The following is a 22,481-nucleotide window of genomic DNA, read 5'->3' on the forward strand; positions in this document are numbered from 1 at the left end:
CCCCCGCCCGAACCGTGCCGAGGAGCCCCATGACCGCCGTCCCCGCCCCCGTCGCCCGCCGTGCCTGGCTGACCGACCTGCCCGTCCTGCTCGTGGCGGTGGCGTGGGGCTCCAGTTACCTCGCCGCGAAGGGCATCACCACCGCGCAGACCGTGCTCGGGGTGCTGGTGCTGCGGTTCGCCGTGGTGCTGCCCGCGCTGGTCGTCGCCGGGTGGCGGGGGCTGCGGTCGCTCACCGCCGCCCAGGTGCGGGGCGCAACGCTGCTGGGGGCGATCCTCGCGGGGATCTTCCTGCTGGAGACGTACGGGCTCGTGCACACGTCCGCGACCAACGCCGGCCTGATCATCAGCCTGACCATGATCTTCACGCCGATCGCCGAGAGCCGGGTCCGGGGCACGCGGCTGCCCGGGGCGTTCACGGCGGCGGCCGGCCTGTCGGTACTCGGTGTGGTGCTGCTGACGCAGGGCGGCGGGTTCAGCGCCCCGTCCGGCGGCGACCTGCTGGTGCTGGCGGCGGCCGTGGCCCGTACGGTCCACGTGCTGGCCATGGCGCGCCTGCGGTCGGTGCGGGGCGCGGACTCCCTGTCGCTGACGACCGTGCAGCTCGGCGCGGCGACGCTGGTGTTCGCGGTGCTGACGCCGGTGGCCGGGGCGGACGGCACGCCGTGGGCGGTGGCCGTCGGCTTCGGCGCCGCAGAGTGGCTGGGGCTGCTGTACCTGTCGGTGTGCTGCACGCTCTTCGCGTTCTTCGTGCAGATGTGGGCGGTACGGCGCACCTCCCCGTCACGGGTGAGCCTCCTGCTGGGCACCGAGCCCGTGTGGGCGGCAGTGGCGGGCATCGCCCTGGCGGGTGACCGGCCGGGGTGGCCGGGCCTCGTGGGCGTGGCGCTCGTCCTGTGCGGCACGGCGTGGGGCCGTACCGCCGCCGACCGCGCAACGGCCCCGCCCGCGCCCGTCCCGGTGCCCGTACCGGGGCCGGTGCAGGTGCAGGTGCCGGTGCCGTCGCCCGCGGCCACGCCCGCCCCCGCCCTCGCGACCGCCCTCGCGCCGGTGCCCGCGTCGGAGCCCGGGCCCGTGCCGGCGGGACCGGGCACCGGGCCCGTCAGCGGCCGAGACTGAGGACGTCGCCCATCACCACCACCGGCTTCTTCTCCGGGTCGAGCCAGCGCAGCAGCTCCCGCATGCGGTCCCGTTCGAGGGAGACGCAGCCCTGCGTCGGGCCGTCGTGGTCCACGTGGATCCAGATGCCGCCGCCGCGCTCGTCGCCCCAGGGGCGGGTCCAGTCCAGCGGCGTGACGCCCGGGCGACGGTTGTAGTTGATGGCGACGACGTAGTCGAACGACCCCTCCAGCGGTTCGCCGAGGGAGCCGTTCCCGGTGACGGTGAAGCCGTGGCCCTGCTCGTACGGCAGCCGCGCGCCCGGGTCGGGCAGGAGGCCGCCCGCGTCGGTGAGGCCGTACACGCCGATCGGGGAGCGCAGGTCGCCCTGGAGGTGGTGATCGGTCCAGCCCTTCGCCGCGTTGTGCGCGGGCCACGGGTCGGACACGGCCGTCCAGCCGGTGACGGGGTCGAGTTCGTAGAGGGTCGCGGTGGAGGTGCTGGCGTCCCGGCCGTCGCCGCGGACCACGACGGCCTGCCGACTGTCCTTGGGGATGCGGGCCCGGGTCGCGGGACCGAGGCCGGGGATGACGGGCCGGGTCGCGGGCGCCGGCGGCCCGGGCGCCGCCTTCGCGGCGGCGGCGCCCTCCCGGCCCGCGCCGGCGGGCTGCCGCTGCCGGTCGGCGCCGGTCGGCGCCGGGGTGGGGCCGGCGGAGTGCCGCTGCCGGTCACCGCCCGCCGGGGCCTGGACCGGCTCGGCGGCGACGGTGCAACCGGCCAGCGGCAGGAGCGGGAACAGCAGCGTCGCGGCCAGGACGAGGCGGGAGCGTCGCGGGACGGGCATGTCGGGCCTTTCGGTGGTGCTCGGGACGGGGGTCGCGTCGACGGGGGACGCCGTCGCGCCGGCAGGACGTGCCGGGGACGCCACAGCCAGTCTCGGCGCCGTCGCGCCGTCCGGCGCGTCACCCGCCGTCATCCGGAGGACCGGCCCGTCCCCCGCGCAGCGCCGCCGCGTCCCTTTCGTCGCGTCCACGTACCCGCCGTCCTTCGTCGTATGGGTGGTTCACACCCTGTCAACGCGGCGGCGGCCGATCGGGGTTGCGGGGCCGTCGGCGGGGGCGCGGCCCCTCGAACAGACGTGGCGCCCGGAGACGGGGGGGCCGGACATGACCCCGATCCGCCACGCCCGCCCCGCTCCCGCGTCCGCCCCCGACCCGCCGCGTCCGGACCCTCGGCTCCCATGTCCGGCCCCCCGACCCGCCGCACGCGACCCCTCGGCCCACATGTCCACCCCGGGCCACCACACCTGCCCCCTGCCACCGGCACCGCCACCACGTCAGGCCCCGCGGCCCGCCGCCTCCACGGCCCACCGCGCCCGACCGACCCGCCGCACCCGACCCCTCGGCCCACATGTCCACTCCGGGCCACCACACCCGCCCCCTGCCACCGCCACCGCCACCGCCACCGCCACCACGTCAGGCCCCGCGGCCCGCCGCCTCCAGCCCCCCCCCCGGCCCACCGCGCCCGACCGACCCGCCGCCGCTGACCCGCCGTACCCGACCCTCATCCCGCCCGCACGGGGCCCGACCCCCAGCCCGCCGTGCCCGGCCCCCGGCCGGCGCCACGGCACCCGGCCCCGATCCACCACGCCCGCCCTCCCGGCATCCGGCCTCCGGCCCACCCCCGGCCGCCCCCGCCCGCCGCCTCAGACCCGCGCCCGATCCCCGGCCCCCGGGCGGCCCTCGCCCGCCGCCTCGGGCACCCGGCCGCCACCTCCGGCCACCGGCCCCCGGCGGCCCCACCCAACCCCCGGTCGTCCCGGTCCGGCCTCCCGGCCCTGGACCGGGACCGACCCGGTCCAGGCAGGTCCGCTCCCCGACCCCCGCACCCGGCCGGCCCCGCCCACCGGCCGTCCGGACCCCGTCCCGGGCATGCCGAAGGCCCCGGGACCGTGCGGTCCCGGGGCCTTCGGCCGACCGTTCTCCTACTTCTCCGACACCGGCTTGCGCAGCGCGATGTTCAGCTCCCGCAGGCGGGTCTCGTCCAGCTCGGTGGGCGCGCCCATCATCAGGTCCTGCGCGTTGCCGTTGAGCGGGAACGCGATGGTCTCGCGGATGTTCGGCTCGTCGGCGAGCAGCATGACGATGCGGTCGACGCCCGGGGCGATGCCGCCGTGCGGCGGGGCGCCGAAGCGGAACGCGCGGAGCATGCCCGCGAACTCCTGCTCGACGGTGTCGCGGTCGTACCCGGCGATCTCGAACGCCTTGATCATGATCTCGGGCTCGTGGTTCCGGATGGCACCCGAGGACAGCTCGACGCCGTTGCAGACGATGTCGTACTGCCAGGCGAGGATGTCCAGCGGGTCCTTCTCCTCCAGGTCCTTCATGCCCCCCTGGGGCATGGAGAAGGGGTTGTGCGAGAAGTCGATCCTGCCGGTCTCCTCGTCCTTCTCGTACATCGGGAAGTCGACGATCCAGCAGAAGCGGAAGACGTTCTCCTCGAAGTGGCCGGCGCGCTTGGCGGCCTCGACGCGGACCGCGCCCATGATCTTGGAGACCTCGTCGACGTCACCGGCGCCGAAGAAGACGGCGTGGCCCGGCTGCAGGCCGAGGCGGTCGGTGAGGGTCTTGACGTCGTCCTCGGTGAGGAACTTCGCGATCGGGCCGGTGAGGGCCATGTCCTCGCCGACGCGGATCCAGGCCAGGCCCTTCGCGCCGTGCTCGACGGCGAAGTCGCCCATCGAGTCGAAGAACTTGCGCGGCTGGTCCTGGACCGCCGGGACGGGCAGGGCGCGCACGTGCTTGCCGGCGAACGCCTTGAAGCCCGAGTCCGCGAAGACGTCCGTGATGTCGACGAGCTCCAGGCGGGCGCGCAGGTCGGGCTTGTCGGAGCCGTACTTCACCATCGCCTCGCGGAACGGGATCCGCGGGAACGGCGAGGTGACGTGGCGGCCACCGCCGAACTCCTCGAACAGCTCCGTCATGAGCTTCTCGATCGGCTGGAAGACGTCCTCCTGCTCGACGAAGGACATCTCGACGTCGAGCTGGTAGAACTCGCCCGGCGAGCGGTCGGCGCGGGCGTCCTCGTCGCGGAAGCAGGGCGCGATCTGGAAGTAGCGGTCGAAGCCGGAGACCATCAGCAGCTGCTTGAACTGCTGGGGCGCCTGCGGCAGCGCGTAGAACTTGCCCGGGTTGAGGCGGGACGGCACGACGAAGTCGCGGGCGCCCTCGGGCGAGGTCGCGGTGAGGATCGGCGTGGCCATCTCGTTGAAGCCGAGGGCGACCATCTTGTGGCGGATCGCGGAGATCACGGCCGTGCGCAGCATGATGTTGCGGTGCATGCGCTCGCGGCGCAGGTCGAGGAAGCGGTACTCCAGGCGCCGCTCCTCGTTGACGCCGTCGTCGGTGTTGATCGTGAACGGCAGCGGGCCGGCGGCGCCGAGCACCTCGACCTCGGCGACCTCGACCTCGACCTCACCGGTGGGCAGGTCGGCGTTGACGTTCTCGGTGCCGCGGGAGACGACGCGGCCGTCGACGCGGACCACCGACTCCTTGGTCTGCTTGTCGAGCGCCTCGTACGCGGCGGTGCCGGGCCGGGCGACGAGCTGCGTGATGCCGTAGTGGTCGCGCAGATCGATGAAGAGGATGCCGCCCAGGTCGCGCCGATTGTGCAGCCAGCCGCTCAGCCGGACGTCGGTGTCGACGTCAGAGGCGCGGAGCTCGCCGCAGGTGTGGGACCTGTACCGATGCATCGTCGTTCATCCAGTCTTGGGTGGGTGGGTGGGGCTCGACCCGTCAAGGTTACCGTCCGCCCCCCGGCCGGTTTCCGGCATTGTCGAGCCGCAGCCCGCACCCCCCGTACGGTGGCGTCCGACTGGTGCACCTTCTTAAAGTGGGGCAATGCGCACCGAGGACGTCCTGGCCGCGATCCTGACCGGTCTGTGGCGTTGGGACAACGCGACCGGGATCGTCTCGCTGGACGCCGAGGCGGCCCGGCTGCTGGGGCTGCCGGCCGAGCCGGTCGAGCTGACGGAGGGCGCGATCCGCTCGCGTTTCCATCCGGTCGACTGGAACGAGATCGACGGGATCGTCAACCTGGCGGTGGCCGAGGGCACCCTCGCGGAGGCCCGGCTGCGCGTCATGGACGGGCGGGGCCGGGTGATCCGCACGCTGCGCAGCCGCTCGCGGCCCCTGGTGGACGGGCGCCGCTTCGAGCTGGTCGGCACGCTCCAGGAGGTGGCCGAGCAGCAGCCGGGGACGGCGGCGCGGACCCCGGTGACGGGCGACTGGCGACGCTCGCGCGAGGCGTTCCTGCTGGACGCGGGGCGGGCGCTGGCCGAGGCGCGGTCGACGGCGGAGGTGCTGCGGGTGGCGGCGTCGCTGTCGATGCCCGGTTTCTCGCCGGACGGCCTCGCGGTGTTCGGCGTCGCGGGCGACCGGTTGACGATCATCGGCCACCACGGGCACAGCGTGGGCGACGAGGGCCCCTTCGCGGAGATGCCCCTGGACACGGACTACCCGGCCGCGGACGTGGTCCGCACCGGGCGGGCGATCTACCTGGCGACGCCGGAGGAGTACAAGGAGCGGTACCCGGCGGCGTGGCCGCTGGCGCAGCGGTTCGGGCGGGAGTCGTGGGCGTTCCTGCCGCTGATCGTGGCGGGCCGGACGATGGGCGCGTGGATGGCGGCGTTCGCGTACCGGGTGGGGTTCACGCCGGACGAGCGGTCGGTGCTGTCGACGGTGGCGCGGATGCTGGCGCAGGCGCTGGCCAGGGCCGAGGTGGCGGAGTCGGAGCGGGAGCTGTCGCTGGGCCTCCAGCGGACGATGATGCCGGTGCTGGGTCCCGCGGTGCCGGGCATGGAGGTCGCCGCGCGGTACGTGCCGACGGGCGGCGGGCTCCAGGTGGGCGGCGACTGGTACGACATGATCCAGCTGCCGGGCGGCCGGGCCGCCTTCGTCATCGGCGACGTGCAGGGCCACGACGTGCGGGCGGCGGGGCTGATGGGCCAGCTGCGGATCGCCCTGCGCGCGTACGCGGCGGAGGGCCACCGGCCGGACGCGGTGCTGTCGCGGGCGTCGCGGTTCCTGTACGGGATCACGGCGGGCGGCAACGGCGACGCGGGCGACGCCTACGCCGGCGACGTCGACGCGGCGCGCTTCGCGACGTGCCTGTACCTGGAGGTGGACCCGGCGACGGGCACGCTCGACATCGCCCGCGCGGGCCACCCGGAGCCGGCCGTCCTCATGGCCGACGGGACGGTGCTGGTCAGGTCGACGGAGGGCGGTCTGCCGCTGGGCATCGTCCCGGACACGGACTACCCGACGACCCGGCTCACGCTGGAGCCGGGCGACACCCTGCTGCTCTGCACGGACGGCCTGCTGGAGACGGGCGGGCACGACATGGAGACGGGCTGGCTGCGGGTCCGCAAGCTGCTGGAGGAGTATGACCCGGCCACCGAGGACCTGGAGGTGCTGGCGGACTCGCTGGTGCACGCGGTGCACGGCCCCGGCTCCCACCACACGACGGGCCCGCTCGCCGACCGCCGCGAGGACGACATCGCGGTGCTGCTGCTGTCGCGCGCGGCGGCGGGGCCGGCCGGGCGGCAGGCGCCGCCGCGGCGGACGGTCCTCACGATCGCGCAGGCCGAGCCGGAGCGCATCGCCGGCGCCCGGCGGCAGCTGCGGGAGCTGCTGCACGACTGGGCGGACGGGGACCAGGTGGACTCGGCGGTCCTGATGGTGTCGGAGATGGTCACGAACGTCCTGGTGCACACCGACGGCGACGCGCTGCTGGTGGCGGAGGCCACCGGCGAGCAGGGGGCGCGGCGGCTGCGGGTGGAGGTCGCGGACGCCAGCGACGAGCTGCCGCACCGGCGCCGCCCGGGCGAGATGGCCTCGTCGGGGCGCGGGGTGCTGCTGATGGAGATGCTGGCGCACGCGTGGGGCGTGGACCCGCGGGGCGACGGCAAGTCGATCTGGTTCGAGCTGTACGAGGGCGGCGCCCCGGCCGCGGCGTGAGTCCCCCACCGCCGGGGCCGGTGGCGCCGTCCGCGAGCCGAGCGGACCCCGCTCCGGGACCCGCCGGCGCTGCGGCTGCGGCGGTGACCGGGTGCGGGCCGGACCGTGAGCGGCCGGCGCGACCCCACCGCACGCCCACCCGCCCCCGCCCCCGCACGCGCCCGTGGGCCCCGCCTGAGGCGGGGCCCACGGGGGTGGTGCGGTGTCGGACGGGGTCAGACGGGCAGGCCCTCGCCCATGCCGTGGACGGCGGGGACGCGGCCGAGCCTCCCGGCCTGGAAGTCCTCGAACGCCTGCATCAGCTCGTCCCGGGTGTTCATGACGAACGGCCCGTAGTGCGCCATGGGCTCCCGGATGGGGCGCCCGCCGAGGAGCACGACCTCCAGGTCCGGGGTGTGGCCGTCCTGCTTCTCGTCGGCGCGCACGGTGAGCGATCCGCCGTCGCCGAAGACGGCGGTCTGCCCGCTGTGGACGGGCCGGCGCTCGGCGCCGACGGTGCCGCGCCCGGCGAGGACGTACGCGAGGCCGTTGAAGTCCTGCCGCCAGGGCAGGGTGACCTCGGAGCCCGGCCGCAGCGTGGCGTGGACCATGGTGATCGGCGTGTGCGTGATGCCCGGTCCCTCGTGCCCGTCCAGTTCGCCGGCGATGACGCGCAGCAGCGCGCCGCCGTCGCCGGAGGTGAGGAGCTTGACGGAGCCGCCGCGGATGTCCTGGTAGCGGGGGTCCTTCATCTTGTCGGCGGCGGGGAGGTTCACCCACAGCTGGAGGCCGTGGAAGAGCCCGCCCGACATGACGAGCGACTCCGGCGGGGCCTCGATGTGCAGCAGCCCGGACCCGGCGGTCATCCACTGGGTGTCGCCGTTGGTGATGGTGCCGCCCCCGCCGTTGGAGTCCTGGTGGACGAAGGTCCCGTCGATCAGGTACGTGACCGTCTCGAAGCCGCGGTGCGGGTGCCAGGGGGTGCCCTTGGGCTCGCCCGGCGCGTACTCCACCTCGCCCATCTGGTCCATCATGATGAACGGGTCGAGGTGGCGGTAGTTGATCCCGGCGAACGCGCGGCGGACCGGGAAGCCCTCGCCCTCGAAGCCGCTGGGCGCGGTGGTCACGGCGAGCACCTTGCGGGCGGCGGCGCCGGTCGGCGCGGTGACGCGGGGCAGGGTGAGCGGGTTCTCGACGGTGACGGCAGGCATTGCGGACCTCCGGGTGTCGGCGGGGCGGCGTACGCCCACTTTAGTTGAAGCTTGAACTTCTTGCCAGGGGAACACCGCCCCGGGTCCCCCCATTCCCGTCCCGCGACGCTCCCCCGCCCCTCCGGTCGGCCTGTTCCCTCCCGTCCCACCCACCGCCCGGACGGGACCGTGCGCGGCTCGGCGGCAGGGGGTCAGCGGGGCGCGGCGACGGCCTCCTCGACGGTCCGCACCAGCGCGGCGTCCCACGTCAGCAGGGACACCTCGGCCGGCTGCGGGGTGCCGTCCGGGCCCGTCACCGTGCAGGTGAGGACCGTCCCGCCGCGCCCGCCACCGGTCGCCGCGCCGGTCGGGCCGGACAGCGCCAGGCCCCGCGCCCCGGGGGCGTCCAGGGCGGCGCCCGAGCGGCCCAGCGTGAGCCGGGCGGGCCGCGTCGACGGCCCGTGGGCGCGGACGCGGTACCGGCACCGCAGGGCGACCGGTTCCCCGCGCCGGTACGCGGCGATCCGCCGGGCCGCGCGGACCCGGTCGAGACTCCTGCCGCCCGCCCACAGCACCAGGTCCATCAGGGCGTGCAGGACGAATTCCAGCACCAGCATGTGCGTGCTCCTCGGTTCGGAACGGGGTGATCAGGAGGCTCTTCAGCGGCTCTGCAGGGCGTCCAGCCCGGCGGCCATGCAGAGGGCGAGCGTCCGGTCGAGCGCGGGGTCCTGGATCCGCACCGCGTACCGGTCGCGCAGGCCCCACATCCGTTCGACCGACAGGACGGGCTCACCGTCGCGGACGAAGTCGAAGTGGTGGACGAAGGGGATCGGCGGCACGGGCACGACCGGCACGACCGCGTCCACGACCTCCCACGCGCGCCGGGCCAGCGCCACGCCGAGGCTGCGCTCGCGCCCGACGGCGGCCGGCTCCCCGCCCTGGGCCAGCTGCCAGGTGGACCGCAGCAGCGACGCCTTGACGTCCTTGCGGAACCAGCCGACCGGCTCCCCGTCCGCGCCGGTCACGTCGTACACCCCGCCGAAGTCGATCACCTTGCGGGCCGTGAACCCGCCGACCACCCGCGACCGGTCCTCCCCGGTCCAGAAGGTCAGCTCCTCCTTCAGGGCGAACCGCTTCTGCTCGGCGAACGCCAGGACGTCACCGCCGTCCGGCCCCGTGACGACGTACCGGTTCACCAGCGGGGTGATCTTCTGCGTCATCACGAATTCGCTCAGCTGCTCCACAGAGGAACAGTAGGCAGGCCCCGGGGCCGAATCCCTACGCCTCAGGGGGGATAGCCACCCCCGCCGACCGGAGGGAGAGCCAACCTTCCTTCAAATTGCTACTCCCTTTGCTACTCATCACACATGGGTACGGAAGAGATGCACTCGACGAGCGGCGACGCACCCGCACAGAAAGTCAGCGTGTCACTGCCCGCAGACAGGGTCGCGGCGGTACGGGCACGCGTCGGCAAGCGCGGATTCTCGGCCTACGTGAGCGCGGCGGTGGAACGACAGCTGCAACGCGACCTCCTGGAAGAGCTGCTACAGGAGAAAGAAGCCGCGATCGGCCCCGTGGCACCGGAGGTCAAGGCGTGGGCAGAAGACGTCTTCCGCATCGCCGAAGCCAAGGCGTCGCAGGAGGAGCGGTCCGTCGACGCCGAAGGGAACAAGGAATGCCACGATCACGAGGCGTGCTGTTACTCGACAGCCAGGGCTTGTACAAGTTCATGGCGAACGATCCCAAAGTGGTGCAGCTCGTCCGCCAAGCGCAGGCCAAGGACCTTCTGGTGGCCGCCAGCGGCATCACACTCATCGAGGCTTGGCACCCCAGAGTGAGGCAGGACAATCTCCGCTGGCACGCCTCCCGGCTTCACCTGGTGCCGGTGACCGAAGAGATCACCTGGCAGGCCGTCGAGCTGTTGCGGGGTGCCGGCCTACACGGGCAAAGAACGCGATCGACTCGATCGTGGCAGCGACGGCGCTCCCGTATCCGGCGCCCAGGATCATCGTGACCTCGGACGTCGACGACATGGACAAGCTGTGCGGCAAACGAGTCGAAGCCGTCGGGGTGTGACTAGCCGTACATGCGGCGCATGGCGAAGTCGACCATCTCCTCGACCGCCTTCGCGTCGAAGACGATCCGGTGGTCGCCCTCCATGTCCAGGACGAAGCCGTACCCGGTCGGCAGCAGGTCCAGCACCTCGGCGCCGGTGATCACGAAGTACTTGGACTCCTTGCCGGCGTACCGGCGCAGCTGCTTCAGCGACGTGAACATCGGGATGACCGGCTGCTGCGTGTTGTGCAGGGCCAGAAAGCCCGGGTTGTCGCCGCGCGGGCAGTACACCTTCGACGTGGCGAAGATCTGCTGGAAGTCCTCGGCGGAGAGCGAACCGGTGGTGAACGCCCGCACGGCGTCGGCGAGCGAGGGCGGCGACGGCTCCGGGTACAGCGGCGGCTGCTGCGCGTACCCCTGCTGGGGCGGCGCGTACTGCTGCTGGGCACCCTGGTTCTGCTCGTAGCCGTACATGCACGCAAGGGTACTGAGTGCGCGCCGCGCCCGTGACGCGTCCCCGGCCGTGCCCTCAGTCGCCCAGCAGGTCCATGACGATCAGCGCGGCGGTGGGGACGGACGCCGCCGCCACCGCCACCGACCAGTACACCCGTCCGCGCACCCCCGCCCGGCGCCGCAGGGGCCTGTTCACGAGCCACCACCCCAGCCCGAACAGCACCAGGACCGGCGTCGCCACCATGAACCACGGCAGCATGCCGTCGTTCTCGGTCGGCTCCGCCTGCGTCCACCCGAGCCCGGCCAGCGGCCAGTTCGAAGCCCAGTACCAGACCAGCCAGACCGGTACGACCCCCGGAACGCCGAGGACCAGGTTCACTCCCGCGCCCGCCGCCAGCCACTTCCGCATCCGGGCAGTCTCCCAGGGTGGTCGGGGGTGTCCGCGATGGGGCCTAGGGTCTCGGTCATGAGTACGCACATGTGGGCGGGCGTTCGCGAGCGGGTCACGGCACTGGCGGGATCGCCCGGCGTGGAGGCGGTGTTCGGCTTCCCCCGGGGCGGTGCGCCCCTGGAGGAGCCGTTGACGGCGGGGGAGTTGGCGGAGCTGGAGCGGTACGTGGGCGTGCGGCTCCCGGAGGAGTACCGCGGTTTCCTGCTGCACGTCGGCGCGGGCGGCGCCGGCCCCGCGTACGGCGTGTACCCGGTGCGCCGGGGCCCGGACGGCGCGTGGGCCTGGCACGGCGACGGCGCGGACATGACGCTGCCCACGCGGCTCGCCGAGCCGTTCCCGGTGGACCGGGTCGACCCCGCCGTCCTCGACGCGCTGCTGGACGAGCAGCCGGACGAGGAGGAGTACGACGACGAGGACGAGTTCGACGCGGCGAACGACGCGTGGGAGGACCGCATGGGCGACGTCCTGTGGACGGACGAGATCACCGTCGGCGCGGTCTGCCTCTCCACCACGGGCTGCGCCCAGCGGCAGTGGCTCGTCGTCTCCGGCCCCGAACGCGGCGCCATGTGGGACGACCCGCGCTGCGACGACGCCGACCTGGAGCCGATGGGCGTCACCTTCGGCGAGTGGTACCTGGAGTGGCTCGCGGAGGCCGAGCGGAAGGCGGGCGTGGCGGCGGAGCCGGTCAGCCCCTGAACGCCCCGCCCCGCAGCCCCCGCACGAACGGCACCCACGCGCGGGCGCTGACCACGAGGACGTCCCCGTCCGGCACCTTGGAGTCACGCACGGGGACGACCCCGGGGACGTCGTCGGCGACTTCGAGGCATTCGCCACCCGAGGTGTTGCTGTGGCTGCTCGTCCGCCACGCGGCGGCGCCCGGAAATCCCTCAGCCACTTCGACGCACTCGCCACCATCACCGTTGCTGTAGGTGCTCTTGCGCCACGTCGCCGCCCCGAGAAAGCCCTCGGCCACCTCGACGCAGTTGCCACCCGACCCATTGCTGTAGCTGCTCTTCCGCCACGCGGCGGCACTCAAGTCAACGCGGTTGCTTGCCATGTCGGTAGTCCTCAGCCGCTGATTCGATCAAGGCGAGGGACGCCTCTGGCGGAAGCGCGGCGGCCCTGAGCAGATCGTACGACTTCCGATACGCCGTCACGAGGGCTGGCTCGTCAATGGTGTGGCCGGTGTGCAGCGACTCGGTGTAGACGAGCGGCGGGGCGTCAGCAAAGGTCATGATTAGAGCCGTTCCAAGCATGAACGGGTGCGCCCCGGCGCTCCACGGCAGTACCTGTGGAAAGATCCGCCGCCGCCGCACAAGGCCCGCGATGTGGGCCAGTTGGTCGGCCATGGCCTCAGGCGGCAACACCGGCTGGCGCAACAGCGACTCGTGGAGGATCACCCAGTAGGTGGGTGTCCCGTGGTCGTCCTCGAAGAGGGACGCTCGTGCCAGTCGCGCCTGAACTTTGACCTCCGTTTCCTCGTCGGCTTCCAGCGGGTGGGTGGCGCGGACGACGGCCCGGGCGTACGCACCTGTCTGAAGCAAGCCGGGGAAGACGGTCGGACACCACTCCTCGATCGACAGAGCGTGCTTCTCTGCCTCCAGCACCCGCTCGAAGTACTCGGCGTGGCCCGATCGGCGGGCCCGCCGTACGTCCTCGCAGCAGCGCTCGAAGTACCCGTCCGTCTCCAGGACGCGGTCGACGTGGCGGGCCAGGTCGACCGGCATGCGGCGCTGGCCGCGTTCGATCTCGCTCAGGTACGTCGCGCCGTAGAAGCTGCCGTCCACCGTCTGCTCCAGCGTGCGGCCCGCACGCTCGCGCTGGAAGCGCAGCTCCTTGCCGTAGAAGCACGGGACGCTCGCCGACCCGTCGATGTCCTTCCGCTGCCCTCGCGCCATCGGAGATCGCCTTTCACACGTCGCGCCGTGGTCCCGAACCGCTTCCCACGGTAGAGGTGATCCCGCCAGGCTGTGACCGGTTCGTCACACCGCGCAAGGAAAGGACAGCGCCGCACATGGGCATCGACCTGGACGCCGACAAGGAGGCCCGCAGTCTCGTGAACGAGCTGCGGATCCTCCTCGGGTCGCACGACATCAAGCTGCCGTCGCTCGGACGGGACTACGGGGACCCACCGCTGATCACGCTCGGCAACTGCAACCTGGCCACCGCGCGGGCGCTCGTCGCCGTCCTGCGGCGGGCGTAGGCGCGAAGCTCGTCACAGTTCGGGCGGCAGGGGTTGCCCTTATTACCCACGGGTAGCATCATCGTAGCTACCAACTGGTAGCTGCACGAGGAACCTGCCTCCCGATCCTTACGGAGCCGTCGCCATGGGGCACTACAAGTCGAATCTCCGCGACATCGAGTTCAACCTCTTCGAGGTGCTCGGGCGCGACAAGGTGTACGGCACCGGTCCGTTCGGGGAGATGGACGTCGAGACCGCCAAGAGCGTCCTCGACGAGCTCTGCCGCCTCGCGGAGAACGAGTTCGCCGAGTCCTTCACCGACGCGGACCGCAACCCGCCGGTCTTCGACCCGGAGACGAACACCGCGCCGATCCCGGCGTCGTTCAAGAAGTCGTACAAGGCGTTCATGGACTCCGAGTACTGGCGCCTGGGCCTGCCGGAGGAGATCGGCGGCACCACCTCGCCGCGCTCCCTGATCTGGGCGTACGCGGAGCTGATCCTCGGCTCGAACCCCGCCGTGTGGATGTACTCCTCCGGCCCCGCCTTCGCCGGCATCCTCTTCGAGGAGGGCAACGAGGCGCAGAAGAAGGTCGCCGAGATCGCCGTCGAGAAGCAGTGGGGCTCCACCATGGTGCTCACCGAGCCGGACGCCGGCTCGGACGTCGGCGCCGGCCGCACCAAGGCCGTGCAGCAGGAGGACGGCTCCTGGCACATCGAGGGCGTGAAGCGCTTCATCACGTCCGGTGAGCACGACATGTCGGAGAACATCCTCCACTACGTCCTCGCCCGCCCCGAGGGTGCCGGTCCGGGCACCAAGGGCCTGTCGCTCTTCCTCGTCCCGAAGTACCACTTCGACTGGGAGACCGGCGAGCTGGGCGAGCGCAACGGCGTCTACGCCACGAACGTCGAGCACAAGATGGGCCTCAAGGCGTCCAACACGTGCGAGATGACCTTCGGCGACAAGCACCCCGCCAAGGGCTGGCTCATCGGCGACAAGCACGACGGCATCCGCCAGATGTTCCGCATCATCGAGTTCGCCCGGATGATGGTCGGCACGAAGGCCATCGCCACCCTGTCGACGGGCTACCTGAACGCGCTGGAGTACGCCAAGGAGCGCGTGCAGGGCCCCGACCTGGCGAACTTCATGGACAAGACCGCGCCGAAGGTCACCATCACGCACCACCCCGACGTACGCCGCTCGCTCATGACCCAGAAGGCGTACGCGGAGGGCATGCGCGCCCTCGTCATGTACACCGCCGCGGTCCAGGACGAGATCCAGGTCAAGGAGGCGGCCGGCGAGGACGCCAAGGCGCTGATCGGCCTGAACGACCTGCTCCTGCCGATCGTCAAGGGCTACGGCTCCGAGCGCTCCTACGAGCAGCTCGCCCAGTCGCTCCAGACCTTCGGCGGCTCCGGGTACCTCCAGGAGTACCCGATCGAGCAGTACATCCGCGACGCCAAGATCGACACCCTCTACGAGGGCACCACGGCGATCCAGGGCCAGGACTTCTTCTTCCGGAAGATCGTCCGCGACCAGGGCGCCTCGCTGAACGCCCTCTCCGAGGAGATCAAGAAGTTCCTCGCGGTCGGCACCGGCGGCGAGGAGCTGGCCGGCGCCCGCGAGGCGCTCGCCAAGGCCGCCGTCGACCTGGAGGCGATCGTCGGCACGATGCTGACCGACCTCACCGCCACGGGCGAGGACGTCAAGAACATCTACAAGGTCGGCCTCAACACCACGCGCCTGCTGATGGCCTCCGGTGACGTCGTCGTCGGCTACCTCCTGCTGCGCGGCGCGGCCGTGGCGGCGGAGAAGCTGGAGACGGCCTCCGTGAAGGACCGGGCCTTCTACCAGGGCAAGATCGCGGCGGCGAAGTTCTTCGCGGCCAACGTCCTGCCGGGCGTCGCCACCGAGCGCCTCATCGCCGAGGGCGTCGACAACTCCCTGATGGAGCTGGACGAGGCGGCCTTCTGAGCCCCTCCCGCGCGGCCTGACGGCCCGCTTCCCCGGACGGTCCGGTCCGGGGAAGCGGGCCGTCCGCCGTTCCCGGGCCGGCCGACACGGCAGGGCACGGCGCGGCGCGGCGGAGCAGGGCGCGGCGCGGCAGCGGTGACGGGACCCGTACGAGCCGACAGGCCCGGCGCCCCGGCGCGCTCACCCGGCGTGGGCCCGCCCCGGGCACACGTCGAAGTGGCTGACCCGGCACGTGCCCGACGGGACGGCGCCCCGCAGGTGCACCGCCGTGCCGTCCCCCGCTATGTACCAGCGCCGCCCCCGCGGCACCCCCGCCACCGGCCGCGCGCCGGGCTCCATCGCCACCCACCGGTCACCCGCCGTCCGGTGCCAGCGCGCCCGGCCCCCGCAGTACCGGCACGTCATCACCGAGCCCGTACGCGGCGGCGGCACCCGCGGCAGGCCCCCCGACGCCCGCAGCGCCGCGGCCGTCACCGGCAGGACCTCCCCCAGCCGCACCGGGTCACGGTCCGGCGAACCGGTCCCCGCCCTCGTGCAGTCCGGGCAGAGCGGCATCAGCAGGGCCGCGCTCCACTGCCCGCCGGGAGCCCCGCACGCCGCGCAGGCGGGCCCGGCCGTCGGCGTGGCGGCCGCGGTCGTCGTCGTCTCCACCAGTGCACCTCCGGTCACGCGTCGGTCGACGGTGTGTCGTCCTCGATGCTCGCAGCCACCACTGACAACGCCCCGTCACCCACCACGCCCCAACCCCTGCGCCCACCCCCGTGCCCGCCCGTATGGTGTGGGCATGAGCAGCTCTCCCACCCGGTTCGACCGCGGCCACACCGACGACCTGATGACGTTCCTCACGGCCTCGCCCTCGCCGTACCACGCCGTGGCGACCGCCGCCGAGCGGCTGGAGAAGGCCGGCTTCCGGCAGGTCGAGGAGACCGCCGCGTGGGACGGCACCACCGGCGGCCGGTACGTCGTCCGCGGCGGCGCGATCATCGCGTGGTACGTGCCGGAGGGCGCCGCCCCCCACACCCCCTTCCGCGTCGTCGGCGCGCACACCGACTCCCCCAACCTCCGCGTCAAGCCCCGCCCCGACAGCGGCGCCCACGGCTGGCGCCAGGTCGCCGTCGAGATCTACGGCGGCCCCCTGCTGAACTCCTGGCTCGACCGCGACCTCGGTATCGCCGGCCGCCTCACCCTCCGCGACGGCACCCACCGGCTCGTGAACGTCGACCGGCCCCTGCTGCGCGTCCCGCAGCTCGCCATCCACCTCGACCGCGGCGCCAACGACGGCCTCAAGCTGGACCGCCAGCGCCACATGCAGCCCATCTGGGGCCTCGGCGAGGACGTCCGCGAAGGCGACCTCGTCCGCTTCCTCGCCGAGGGCGCCGACCTCGGCGCCGAGGACGTCACCGGCTGGGACCTCATGGTCCACTCCGTCGAGCCGCCCGCCTACCTCGGCCGCGACCGCGAACTCCTCGCCGCGCCGCGCCTCGACAACCTGCTCTCCGTCCACGCCGGCACCGCCGCGCTCGCCGCCGTCGCCACCGCCGGCGCCGCGCCCGCGCACATCCCCGTCCTCGCCGCCTTCGACCACGAGGAGAACGGCTCCGAGTCCGACACCGGCGCCCAGGGCCCCCTCCTCGGCACCGTGCTGGAACGATCCGTCTACGCCCGCGGCGGCACCTACGAGGACCGCGCCCGCGCCTTCGCCGGCACGGTCTGCCTCTCCTCCGACGTCGGCCACGCCGTCCACCCCAACTACGCCGAGCGGCACGACCCCACGCACCACCCCCGCCCCAACGGCGGCCCCATCCTCAAGGTGAACGTCAACCAGCGGTACGCCACCGACGGCAGCGGCCGCGCCGTCTTCGCCGCGGCGTGCGAGGAGGCCGACGTGCCCTGGCAGACCTTCGTCTCCAACAACGACCTGCCCTGCGGCACCACCATCGGCCCCATCACCGCCGCCCGGCACGGCATCCGCACCGTCGACATCGGCGTCGCCTGCCTCTCCATGCACAGCGCCCGCGAGCTGTGCGGCGCCGACGACCCGTTCCTCCTCGCCAACTCCCTGGTGGCCTTCCTCAAGTGACTCCGGCCGCCGAGGCGTTGCGGCGCCCTGAGCGGGTACCCGTGAGGTCTCGGCACCAAGGAGAGGAACGAGGAGGCACATCATGGGCCTGGGCGGCTGCCTACTGCTCATCGCGGGAGGCGCGATCCTCACGTTCGCGACCGACTGGAAGATCAGCGGCTTCAATCTGGACGTGGCAGGACTCATCATGATGGCGGTGGGCCTCATCGGCGTCGCCGTCTACAGCAGCGTCCTGCGGCGCCGCAGGGCGGTGGTCCCGCCGGTCGCACCGACCGTCGTCGAGACCGACCCCTACGGCCACGACGGCCGCGCGCTCTGAGCGCCGGCAGTCCGACGACGCCGACGTCCACCGCACCCCCGCGGAGACATCCGCGACAGCACCCCGGTGACACCGTGTCGCCATGGTTCCGCCGGAACACCGGGCGGCCCCCGTACGCCATCGGGGGCCGTCCCGCGCGCGGGTGCCCGCCGCCGGCGCGGCCGGACGCGCCACGCTGCTCGTCCTCGCCGGCGCGGGCGTCCCGGTCGCGTACGACGAACGCCCGCCGTTCGGCGACGACATCGCCGACGAGTCGGGCTACGCGCGGGGCCTTCGCGCCCGCCACCGCGCCCTGACCGGGGAACGCGTACGCGACCTCCTCGACGGCGGCTGCGCCCGCCGGCAACGCGACGGCCTCGCCGGCGAGAAGGCCGCCTCGCACCCGACCGGCGGGTCGCCGGCTGCCTCGACGGCGCCTCCGGACGCCCCTGCGGCCACCAAAGGCTCCTCGGCAACCGACCCGGCGCCGGCCTCCGACCCCCGGAAGCCGGCCCCGGCTCCCGGAAGCCGGCTCCCGACGGCCGCGCTACGCGTCCAGGCCCGCCAGGATCAGCGGGAGACGGCTCGCACCCCCCTCGACCACCTTCACCGGCACGCCCCAGTCCTGCTGGTGCACATGGCACGCCGGGTACTCGTTCGCCGGATCGTCGTCACACGACGCCGCCATCGCCGACACGTGCAACACGCCCTCGGTCACCGACGGGTCGAGCTCCAGCTCCCGGAACAGGTCCGTCCCCGTCCCCGCGCCACCCGCCAGCAGATCCGGCGGCGTCGCCGACACCAGCAGCCGCGTCGACGGGCCGTACCGCTCGTCCAGCTTCTGCCCCGACGGCGCCCGGAACACCACGTCCAGGCGGAGCGACCCCGGCGCGACCTCCGTCGCCTCACGCCGCGTGCGGTGCGCGACCGCGTCGACCCGCACGGCCTCCTCCGGCAGCCGCAGCCGGGTCAGCCGGTGCCGCGCCGACTCCACGACGACGACGTCCCCGCCGACCAGGACCGCGTCACTCGGCTCCCGCAGGTCCGTCGCCAACGTGCTGACCTCACCGCTCGCCGGGTCGAAGCGGCGCAGCGCGTGGTTGTACGTGTCGCACACCGCGACCGACCCGTCCGGCAGCGCCGTCACCCCGAGCGGGTGCTGCAGCAGCGCCTGCCCCGCGTCCCCGTCCCGGTGGCCGAAGTCGAACAGACCCGTCCCCACCGCCGTGTGCACCACGCCGTCCACGTCGACCCAGCGCAGCGCGCTCGTCTCCGAGTCCGCCACCCACAACCGGCCCTCGGTCGCGGCCAGCCCCGACGGCTGCGCGAACCACGCCTCGGCCGCCGGGCCGTCCACCAGGCCCTCGTTCGTCGTGCCCGCGGCGACCTCCACCGTGCCCGCCTCCGGGTCGTACGCCCACAGCTGGTGCACGCCCGCCATCGCGATCCACACGCGCCCCTGCCACCAGGCCACGTCCCACGGCGACGACAGCGCCACCTCCCGCGCCGCCCCGGAGGTCGGCGAGCCCTGCATCCACTGCGCGCCCGTACCGGCCAGCGTGGACACCTCACCGGTCGCCGGGTCCAGCGCCCGCAGCGCGTGGTTCACCGTGTCGGCGACGACCACCCGCCCGTCGGGCAGCAGGCACAGCCCCTGCGGCTCGCTGAACCGCGCCGCTCCCGCACCGCCGTCGGCGAGCCCGCGCTCCCCGTCGCCGTACCGCCGCACCACCGTCTCGCCGTCGGCCGCCAGCTCGACCAGCCGGTGCCGGGTCGTGTCGGAGACCAGGAGGTTCCCGGACTCCAGGAGCAGCGCCTTCCCGGGGAACCGCAGGTGCGTGGCGACCGGCTCCGGCGGCACGTACGGCCCGTCCCCGCGCCGCAGCGTGCCCTTCGCCTCGTGCTCGGCCTCCAGCTCCGCCACGAGCGTCTCGATGGCCCGCGCGTGCCCCTCACCGGCGTGCTGCGCGACGACGTACCCCTCGGGGTCGATCACGACGAGCGTCGGCCAGGCCCGCACGGCGTACTGCTTCCACGTCGCGAGCTCCGGGTCGTCCAGCACGGGGTGCTCCACCCCGTACCGCTCGACGGCGTCGACGACGGCCTGGTGCTCGGCCTCGTGCACGAACTTCGGCGAGTGCACGCCGACGATCACGACGGTGTCGCGGTGCTTCTCCTCCAGCTCCCGCAGCTCGTCGAGGACGTGCAGGCAGTTGATGCAGCAGAACGTCCAGAAGTCGAGGATCACGATCTTGCCGCGCAGGTCGGCGAGGGTCAGCTCGGTGCCTCCCGTGTTGAGCCAGCCGCCCTTGCCGATCAGCTCGGGGGCGCGGACACGGGCACGGCGGGGCGCGGGGGTGGGCGCCGGGGCAGCATCGTTCATCCTTCAAGCTTGCCATCCGGTCATGACCCTCCGGTCACACCCACGCCCCGCCCCCCCCAGCCGGGGCACGGGTGTCACACGGGATCGAGCCGGGTGCGCAGCAGGCAGAACTCGTTGCCCTCCGGGTCGGCCAGGACGTACCAGCTCTCCTCGCCGGTCTGACCGACGTCCGCGGGCCTCGCGCCGAGGGCGAGCAGACGCTCCAGCTCGGCGTCCTGGTCGCGGTCGGTGGCGTTGACGTCGAAGTGCAGCCGGAGCTTCGTCGGTCGGGGGTCGACGGTCGGGCCGAAGACGAGGACGGGCTGCGGGCCGCCGTAGCCGGCGTCGGGCGGACCGATCGCGACGCTCCCGTCCGCCTCCCGCTCCAGCTCGACGTAACCGAGGACGTCGCTCCAGAAGGCGGCCAGCCGGTCGGGGTCCACGGCGTCGAGGACCAGTTCGCTGATGCGGCATGCCATCGTCGTCACCTTCCGTTCCGGTCGGTGGGGGGCGTGGCGGGGAGCGGCAGGCCGAGGACGCGGTCCTTCAGTGCCGGGAACTGGTCGCGGGTCGTCATGACGCGGGCGGGGTCCAGCTCCACGACGAGGACCTCCTCGCCGCGGCCCGCCTCCGCGAGGACCTCGCCCCACGGGTCGACCACCACGCTGTGGCCGGCCTGCTCCACGCCGGCGTGCGTGCCCGCCGTGCCGCAGGCCAGGACGTACGCCTGGTTCTCCACCGCCCGCGCGCGGGCCAGCAGGGACCAGTGCTCCCGGCGGCGCTCGGGCCAGCCGGCCGGGACGACGAACGCGCGGGCGCCGGCGTCCACCAGCCCGCGGAACAGCTCGGGGAAGCGCAGGTCGTAACAGGTCGCCAGGCCGAACGGCAGCTCCGGGCAGGGGGCGACGGCCAGCGTGTCGCCGGCGGACATCAGCACCGCCTCGCCCTGGTCGAAGCCGAACCGGTGGATCTTGCGGTAGGTGCGCACCAGCTCGCCGTCCGGGGAGAAGACGAGCGACGTGTTGTACAGGCCCTCGGGGGCGCGTTCCACGAGGGAGCCGGCGTGCAGCCAGACCCGCGCTTCCGCCGCCGCGTCGGCCATCGCCTGGCGGGTCGGCCCTTCCAGCGTCTCGGCCTCCGCCGCGAACGACTCGTACGCGAACGCGCCGACCGTCCACAGCTCCGGCAGGACCACGAGGTCGGACGCCGCCTCCTCGCGGACGAGCGCCGCGGCCCGGCGCCTGCGGGCGTCGACCGTTTCGTCCGGGTTGACCGAGATCTGGATCAGCGAGGCGCGCACACTACCACCGTCCTGGGCGTTGGGGCCGTCAATACGGGCCTACGATCGTCACACGAAAGCACTGCCGAGGGGCAGGCGGGGAGCGTACTGTTCTCTCCCGGGGGAGCGCCCCCGGGCCCGGCCCCCTGGCAGACACACAGCACCCAGCCCGCGTACCAAGCCGCACGAGGGGTCCCGTGACCGTCCATCCCAGCCTCCAGACCTACGCCGACGCCTGGACCCACTCCGTCGAGGCGATAGCCGAGTTGGTGCAGCCGCTCGTCGAGGGCGAGTGGAACCGCGCCACCCCGTGCCCCGGCTGGTCGGTCCGGGACATCGTCTCCCACGTCATCGGCCTGGAGTGCGAGATGCTGGGCGACCCGCGGCCGATTCACTCTCTGCCGCGCGATCTGTACCACGTACGCAGTGACTTCGCCCGCTACATGGAGATGCAGGTCGATGTGCGCCGGCACCACACGGCGCCGGAGATGACGGCGGAACTGGAGTACGTCCTGATCCGCCGGGCGCGGATGCTGCGCAACGAGAGCCGTTCCCCCGACACGCTCGTACGGGCCCCGCTGGGCGCGGAGCAGAGCCTCGAAGTCGCCTACCGCATGCGGGCCTTCGACTCGTGGGTGCACGAGCAGGACCTGCGGGTGGCGCTGGACCGGCCGGGCAACCTCGACTCGCCGGGCGCGTACGTGACGCGGGACTGCCTCCTCGCCGTCCTGCCGAAGGTGGTCGCGAAGGACGCCGGCGCGCCGCCGAACACCGCGGTCGTCTTCGACGTGAGCGGCCCGGTGGAGTTCCTGCGGACGGTGCGGGTGGACGCGGAGGGCCGCGGGACGGTCGACGGCACGCCGTCGCTGGGGCCGGCCGTCACGCTGGCGACGGACTGGGAGACGTACGTGCGCCTCGCCTGCGGGCGGGTACGTCCGGCGGCCGTCGGGGACCGGCTCAAGGTGGAGGGCGACGAGGAGTTGGCCGCCGCGATCCTCGCGAACTTCGCCGTCACGCCCTGACGGAGGCGGTGACGGCCGTCGGCTCGCGGCGGCGGGTGCCGTCC

General features: G+C 73.4%; 21 protein-coding genes and 1 pseudogene. 9 read left to right on the forward strand and 13 right to left on the reverse strand.

The genetic code is table 11. From position 1 onward, the window contains the following. Window positions 1-29: 29 nt before the first annotated feature. Window positions 30-935, forward strand: a pseudogene (locus NRO40_RS14385) (DMT family transporter); the annotation flags it as partial. 166 nt (window positions 936-1,101) lie between these two features. Here NRO40_RS14385 and NRO40_RS14390 read toward each other — a convergent pair. Continuing rightward, entirely contained in the window at window positions 1,102-1,941 is an 840-nt protein-coding gene (locus NRO40_RS14390) for a L,D-transpeptidase family protein (RefSeq protein ID WP_058944041.1), read from the reverse strand. Window positions 1,942-3,081: 1,140 nt separating this feature from the next. After that, complete coding sequence (gene aspS / locus NRO40_RS14395) at window positions 3,082-4,848, reverse strand: aspartate--tRNA ligase (protein ID WP_058944042.1); 1,767 nt, start codon at window positions 4,846-4,848, stop codon at window positions 3,082-3,084. Between the two features lie 148 nt (window positions 4,849-4,996). On the opposite strand from aspS, the gene NRO40_RS14400 reads away from it, so the two are divergent. Further along, complete coding sequence (locus tag NRO40_RS14400; protein WP_058944043.1) at window positions 4,997-7,114, forward strand: SpoIIE family protein phosphatase; 2,118 nt, start codon at window positions 4,997-4,999, stop codon at window positions 7,112-7,114. 215 nt (window positions 7,115-7,329) lie between these two features. On the opposite strand, the gene NRO40_RS14405 is transcribed toward NRO40_RS14400, so the two are convergent. From NRO40_RS14405 to NRO40_RS14415, 3 genes are all read right to left on the reverse strand, one after another. Then, window positions 7,330-8,304 (reverse strand): pirin family protein, encoded by a 975-nt coding sequence (locus NRO40_RS14405; RefSeq protein WP_058944044.1) that lies wholly within the window; start codon window positions 8,302-8,304, stop codon window positions 7,330-7,332. 191 nt (window positions 8,305-8,495) lie between these two features. Then, on the reverse strand, window positions 8,496-8,900 hold the full coding sequence (locus NRO40_RS14410) for a hypothetical protein (RefSeq protein ID WP_058944045.1): 405 nt from the start codon (window positions 8,898-8,900) through the stop codon (window positions 8,496-8,498). 42 nt (window positions 8,901-8,942) lie between these two features. Further along, a complete protein-coding gene (locus NRO40_RS14415) occupies window positions 8,943-9,527 on the reverse strand; it encodes an LURP-one-related/scramblase family protein (protein ID WP_232791190.1) in 585 nt (194 codons plus the stop codon). A 123-nt stretch (window positions 9,528-9,650) separates the two neighbouring features. Between NRO40_RS14415 and NRO40_RS14420 the strand changes: the two genes are divergently transcribed. Further along, window positions 9,651-10,121, forward strand: coding sequence for a hypothetical protein (locus NRO40_RS14420; protein ID WP_232791191.1), 471 nt, complete (start codon window positions 9,651-9,653; stop codon window positions 10,119-10,121). Between the two features lie 238 nt (window positions 10,122-10,359). Here the strand turns inward: NRO40_RS14420 and NRO40_RS14425 are convergent, their stop codons facing one another. After that, a complete protein-coding gene (locus NRO40_RS14425; RefSeq protein ID WP_058944046.1) occupies window positions 10,360-10,812 on the reverse strand; it encodes an SseB family protein in 453 nt (150 codons plus the stop codon). 55 nt (window positions 10,813-10,867) lie between these two features. Next, a complete protein-coding gene (locus NRO40_RS14430; protein WP_058944047.1) occupies window positions 10,868-11,200 on the reverse strand; it encodes a hypothetical protein in 333 nt (110 codons plus the stop codon). A 57-nt stretch (window positions 11,201-11,257) separates the two neighbouring features. On the opposite strand from NRO40_RS14430, the gene NRO40_RS14435 reads away from it, so the two are divergent. Beyond that, window positions 11,258-11,938, forward strand: coding sequence for an SMI1/KNR4 family protein (locus NRO40_RS14435; protein ID WP_058944048.1), 681 nt, complete (start codon window positions 11,258-11,260; stop codon window positions 11,936-11,938). Here NRO40_RS14435 and NRO40_RS14440 read toward each other — a convergent pair. Continuing rightward, entirely contained in the window at window positions 11,928-12,299 is a 372-nt protein-coding gene (locus NRO40_RS14440) for a DUF397 domain-containing protein (RefSeq protein ID WP_058944049.1), read from the reverse strand. The genes NRO40_RS14435 and NRO40_RS14440 overlap by 11 nt on opposite strands. Beyond that, on the reverse strand, window positions 12,280-13,140 hold the full coding sequence (locus NRO40_RS14445) for a helix-turn-helix domain-containing protein (RefSeq protein ID WP_058944050.1): 861 nt from the start codon (window positions 13,138-13,140) through the stop codon (window positions 12,280-12,282). Before NRO40_RS14445 ends, NRO40_RS14440 begins: the two co-directional genes overlap by 20 nt. A 116-nt stretch (window positions 13,141-13,256) precedes the next feature. On the opposite strand from NRO40_RS14445, the gene NRO40_RS14450 reads away from it, so the two are divergent. Then, window positions 13,257-13,445, forward strand: coding sequence for a hypothetical protein (locus tag NRO40_RS14450; RefSeq protein WP_058944051.1), 189 nt, complete (start codon window positions 13,257-13,259; stop codon window positions 13,443-13,445). Between the two features lie 124 nt (window positions 13,446-13,569). Continuing rightward, a complete protein-coding gene (locus tag NRO40_RS14455) occupies window positions 13,570-15,396 on the forward strand; it encodes an acyl-CoA dehydrogenase (RefSeq protein ID WP_058944052.1) in 1,827 nt (608 codons plus the stop codon). 180 nt (window positions 15,397-15,576) lie between these two features. Here NRO40_RS14455 and NRO40_RS14460 read toward each other — a convergent pair whose 3' ends face one another. Continuing rightward, complete coding sequence (locus tag NRO40_RS14460) at window positions 15,577-16,065, reverse strand: DUF6083 domain-containing protein (RefSeq protein WP_257375422.1); 489 nt, start codon at window positions 16,063-16,065, stop codon at window positions 15,577-15,579. A gap of 115 nt (window positions 16,066-16,180) precedes the next feature. Here NRO40_RS14460 and NRO40_RS14465 point away from each other — a divergent pair, with 115 nt between their 5' ends. Further along, complete coding sequence (locus tag NRO40_RS14465) at window positions 16,181-17,476, forward strand: M18 family aminopeptidase (protein ID WP_058944053.1); 1,296 nt, start codon at window positions 16,181-16,183, stop codon at window positions 17,474-17,476. A gap of 82 nt (window positions 17,477-17,558) precedes the next feature. Then, window positions 17,559-17,795 carry a hypothetical protein gene (locus NRO40_RS14470; protein ID WP_058944054.1) on the forward strand — a complete coding sequence of 79 codons (237 nt, stop codon included), beginning with the start codon at window positions 17,559-17,561 and terminating at the stop codon, window positions 17,793-17,795. Between the two features lie 526 nt (window positions 17,796-18,321). Here the strand turns inward: NRO40_RS14470 and NRO40_RS14475 are convergent. The 3 genes from NRO40_RS14475 to NRO40_RS14485 form a co-directional block, all read right to left on the reverse strand. Then, window positions 18,322-20,157, reverse strand: a complete 1,836-nt coding sequence (locus NRO40_RS14475; RefSeq protein WP_257375423.1) for a thioredoxin-like domain-containing protein — start codon at window positions 20,155-20,157, stop codon at window positions 18,322-18,324. Window positions 20,158-20,231: 74 nt separating this feature from the next. Beyond that, complete coding sequence (locus NRO40_RS14480; protein ID WP_058944450.1) at window positions 20,232-20,615, reverse strand: VOC family protein; 384 nt, start codon at window positions 20,613-20,615, stop codon at window positions 20,232-20,234. 5 nt (window positions 20,616-20,620) lie between these two features. After that, on the reverse strand, window positions 20,621-21,436 hold the full coding sequence (locus NRO40_RS14485; protein ID WP_058944434.1) for a carbon-nitrogen family hydrolase: 816 nt from the start codon (window positions 21,434-21,436) through the stop codon (window positions 20,621-20,623). A 176-nt stretch (window positions 21,437-21,612) separates the two neighbouring features. On the opposite strand from NRO40_RS14485, the gene NRO40_RS14490 reads away from it, so the two are divergent. After that, window positions 21,613-22,437: a maleylpyruvate isomerase family mycothiol-dependent enzyme gene (locus NRO40_RS14490; RefSeq protein ID WP_058944435.1), complete on the forward strand. Its 825-nt coding sequence runs from the start codon at window positions 21,613-21,615 to the stop codon at window positions 22,435-22,437. Window positions 22,438-22,481: the final 44 nt, after the last annotated feature.

The sequence above is a fragment of the Streptomyces changanensis genome (assembly GCF_024600715.1).
In the GTDB taxonomy this organism is placed as follows: domain Bacteria; phylum Actinomycetota; class Actinomycetes; order Streptomycetales; family Streptomycetaceae; genus Streptomyces; species Streptomyces changanensis.

Coding starts and splice junctions, on each gene's coding strand:
- NRO40_RS14390 (WP_058944041.1), bottom strand. CDS start 1,941: ATGCCCGTCCCGCGACGCTCCCGCCTCGTCCTGGCCGCGACGCTGCTG.
- aspS (WP_058944042.1), bottom strand. CDS start 4,848: ATGCATCGGTACAGGTCCCACACCTGCGGCGAGCTCCGCGCCTCTGAC.
- NRO40_RS14400 (WP_058944043.1), top strand. CDS start 4,997: ATGCGCACCGAGGACGTCCTGGCCGCGATCCTGACCGGTCTGTGGCGT.
- NRO40_RS14405 (WP_058944044.1), bottom strand. CDS start 8,304: ATGCCTGCCGTCACCGTCGAGAACCCGCTCACCCTGCCCCGCGTCACC.
- NRO40_RS14410 (WP_058944045.1), bottom strand. CDS start 8,900: ATGCTGGTGCTGGAATTCGTCCTGCACGCCCTGATGGACCTGGTGCTG.
- NRO40_RS14420 (WP_232791191.1), top strand. CDS start 9,651: ATGGGTACGGAAGAGATGCACTCGACGAGCGGCGACGCACCCGCACAG.
- NRO40_RS14425 (WP_058944046.1), bottom strand. CDS start 10,812: ATGTACGGCTACGAGCAGAACCAGGGTGCCCAGCAGCAGTACGCGCCG.
- NRO40_RS14430 (WP_058944047.1), bottom strand. CDS start 11,200: ATGCGGAAGTGGCTGGCGGCGGGCGCGGGAGTGAACCTGGTCCTCGGC.
- NRO40_RS14435 (WP_058944048.1), top strand. CDS start 11,258: ATGAGTACGCACATGTGGGCGGGCGTTCGCGAGCGGGTCACGGCACTG.
- NRO40_RS14440 (WP_058944049.1), bottom strand. CDS start 12,299: ATGGCAAGCAACCGCGTTGACTTGAGTGCCGCCGCGTGGCGGAAGAGC.
- NRO40_RS14445 (WP_058944050.1), bottom strand. CDS start 13,140: ATGGCGCGAGGGCAGCGGAAGGACATCGACGGGTCGGCGAGCGTCCCG.
- NRO40_RS14450 (WP_058944051.1), top strand. CDS start 13,257: ATGGGCATCGACCTGGACGCCGACAAGGAGGCCCGCAGTCTCGTGAAC.
- NRO40_RS14455 (WP_058944052.1), top strand. CDS start 13,570: ATGGGGCACTACAAGTCGAATCTCCGCGACATCGAGTTCAACCTCTTC.
- NRO40_RS14465 (WP_058944053.1), top strand. CDS start 16,181: ATGAGCAGCTCTCCCACCCGGTTCGACCGCGGCCACACCGACGACCTG.
- NRO40_RS14470 (WP_058944054.1), top strand. CDS start 17,559: ATGGGCCTGGGCGGCTGCCTACTGCTCATCGCGGGAGGCGCGATCCTC.
- NRO40_RS14475 (WP_257375423.1), bottom strand. CDS start 20,157: ATGAACGATGCTGCCCCGGCGCCCACCCCCGCGCCCCGCCGTGCCCGT.
- NRO40_RS14480 (WP_058944450.1), bottom strand. CDS start 20,615: ATGGCATGCCGCATCAGCGAACTGGTCCTCGACGCCGTGGACCCCGAC.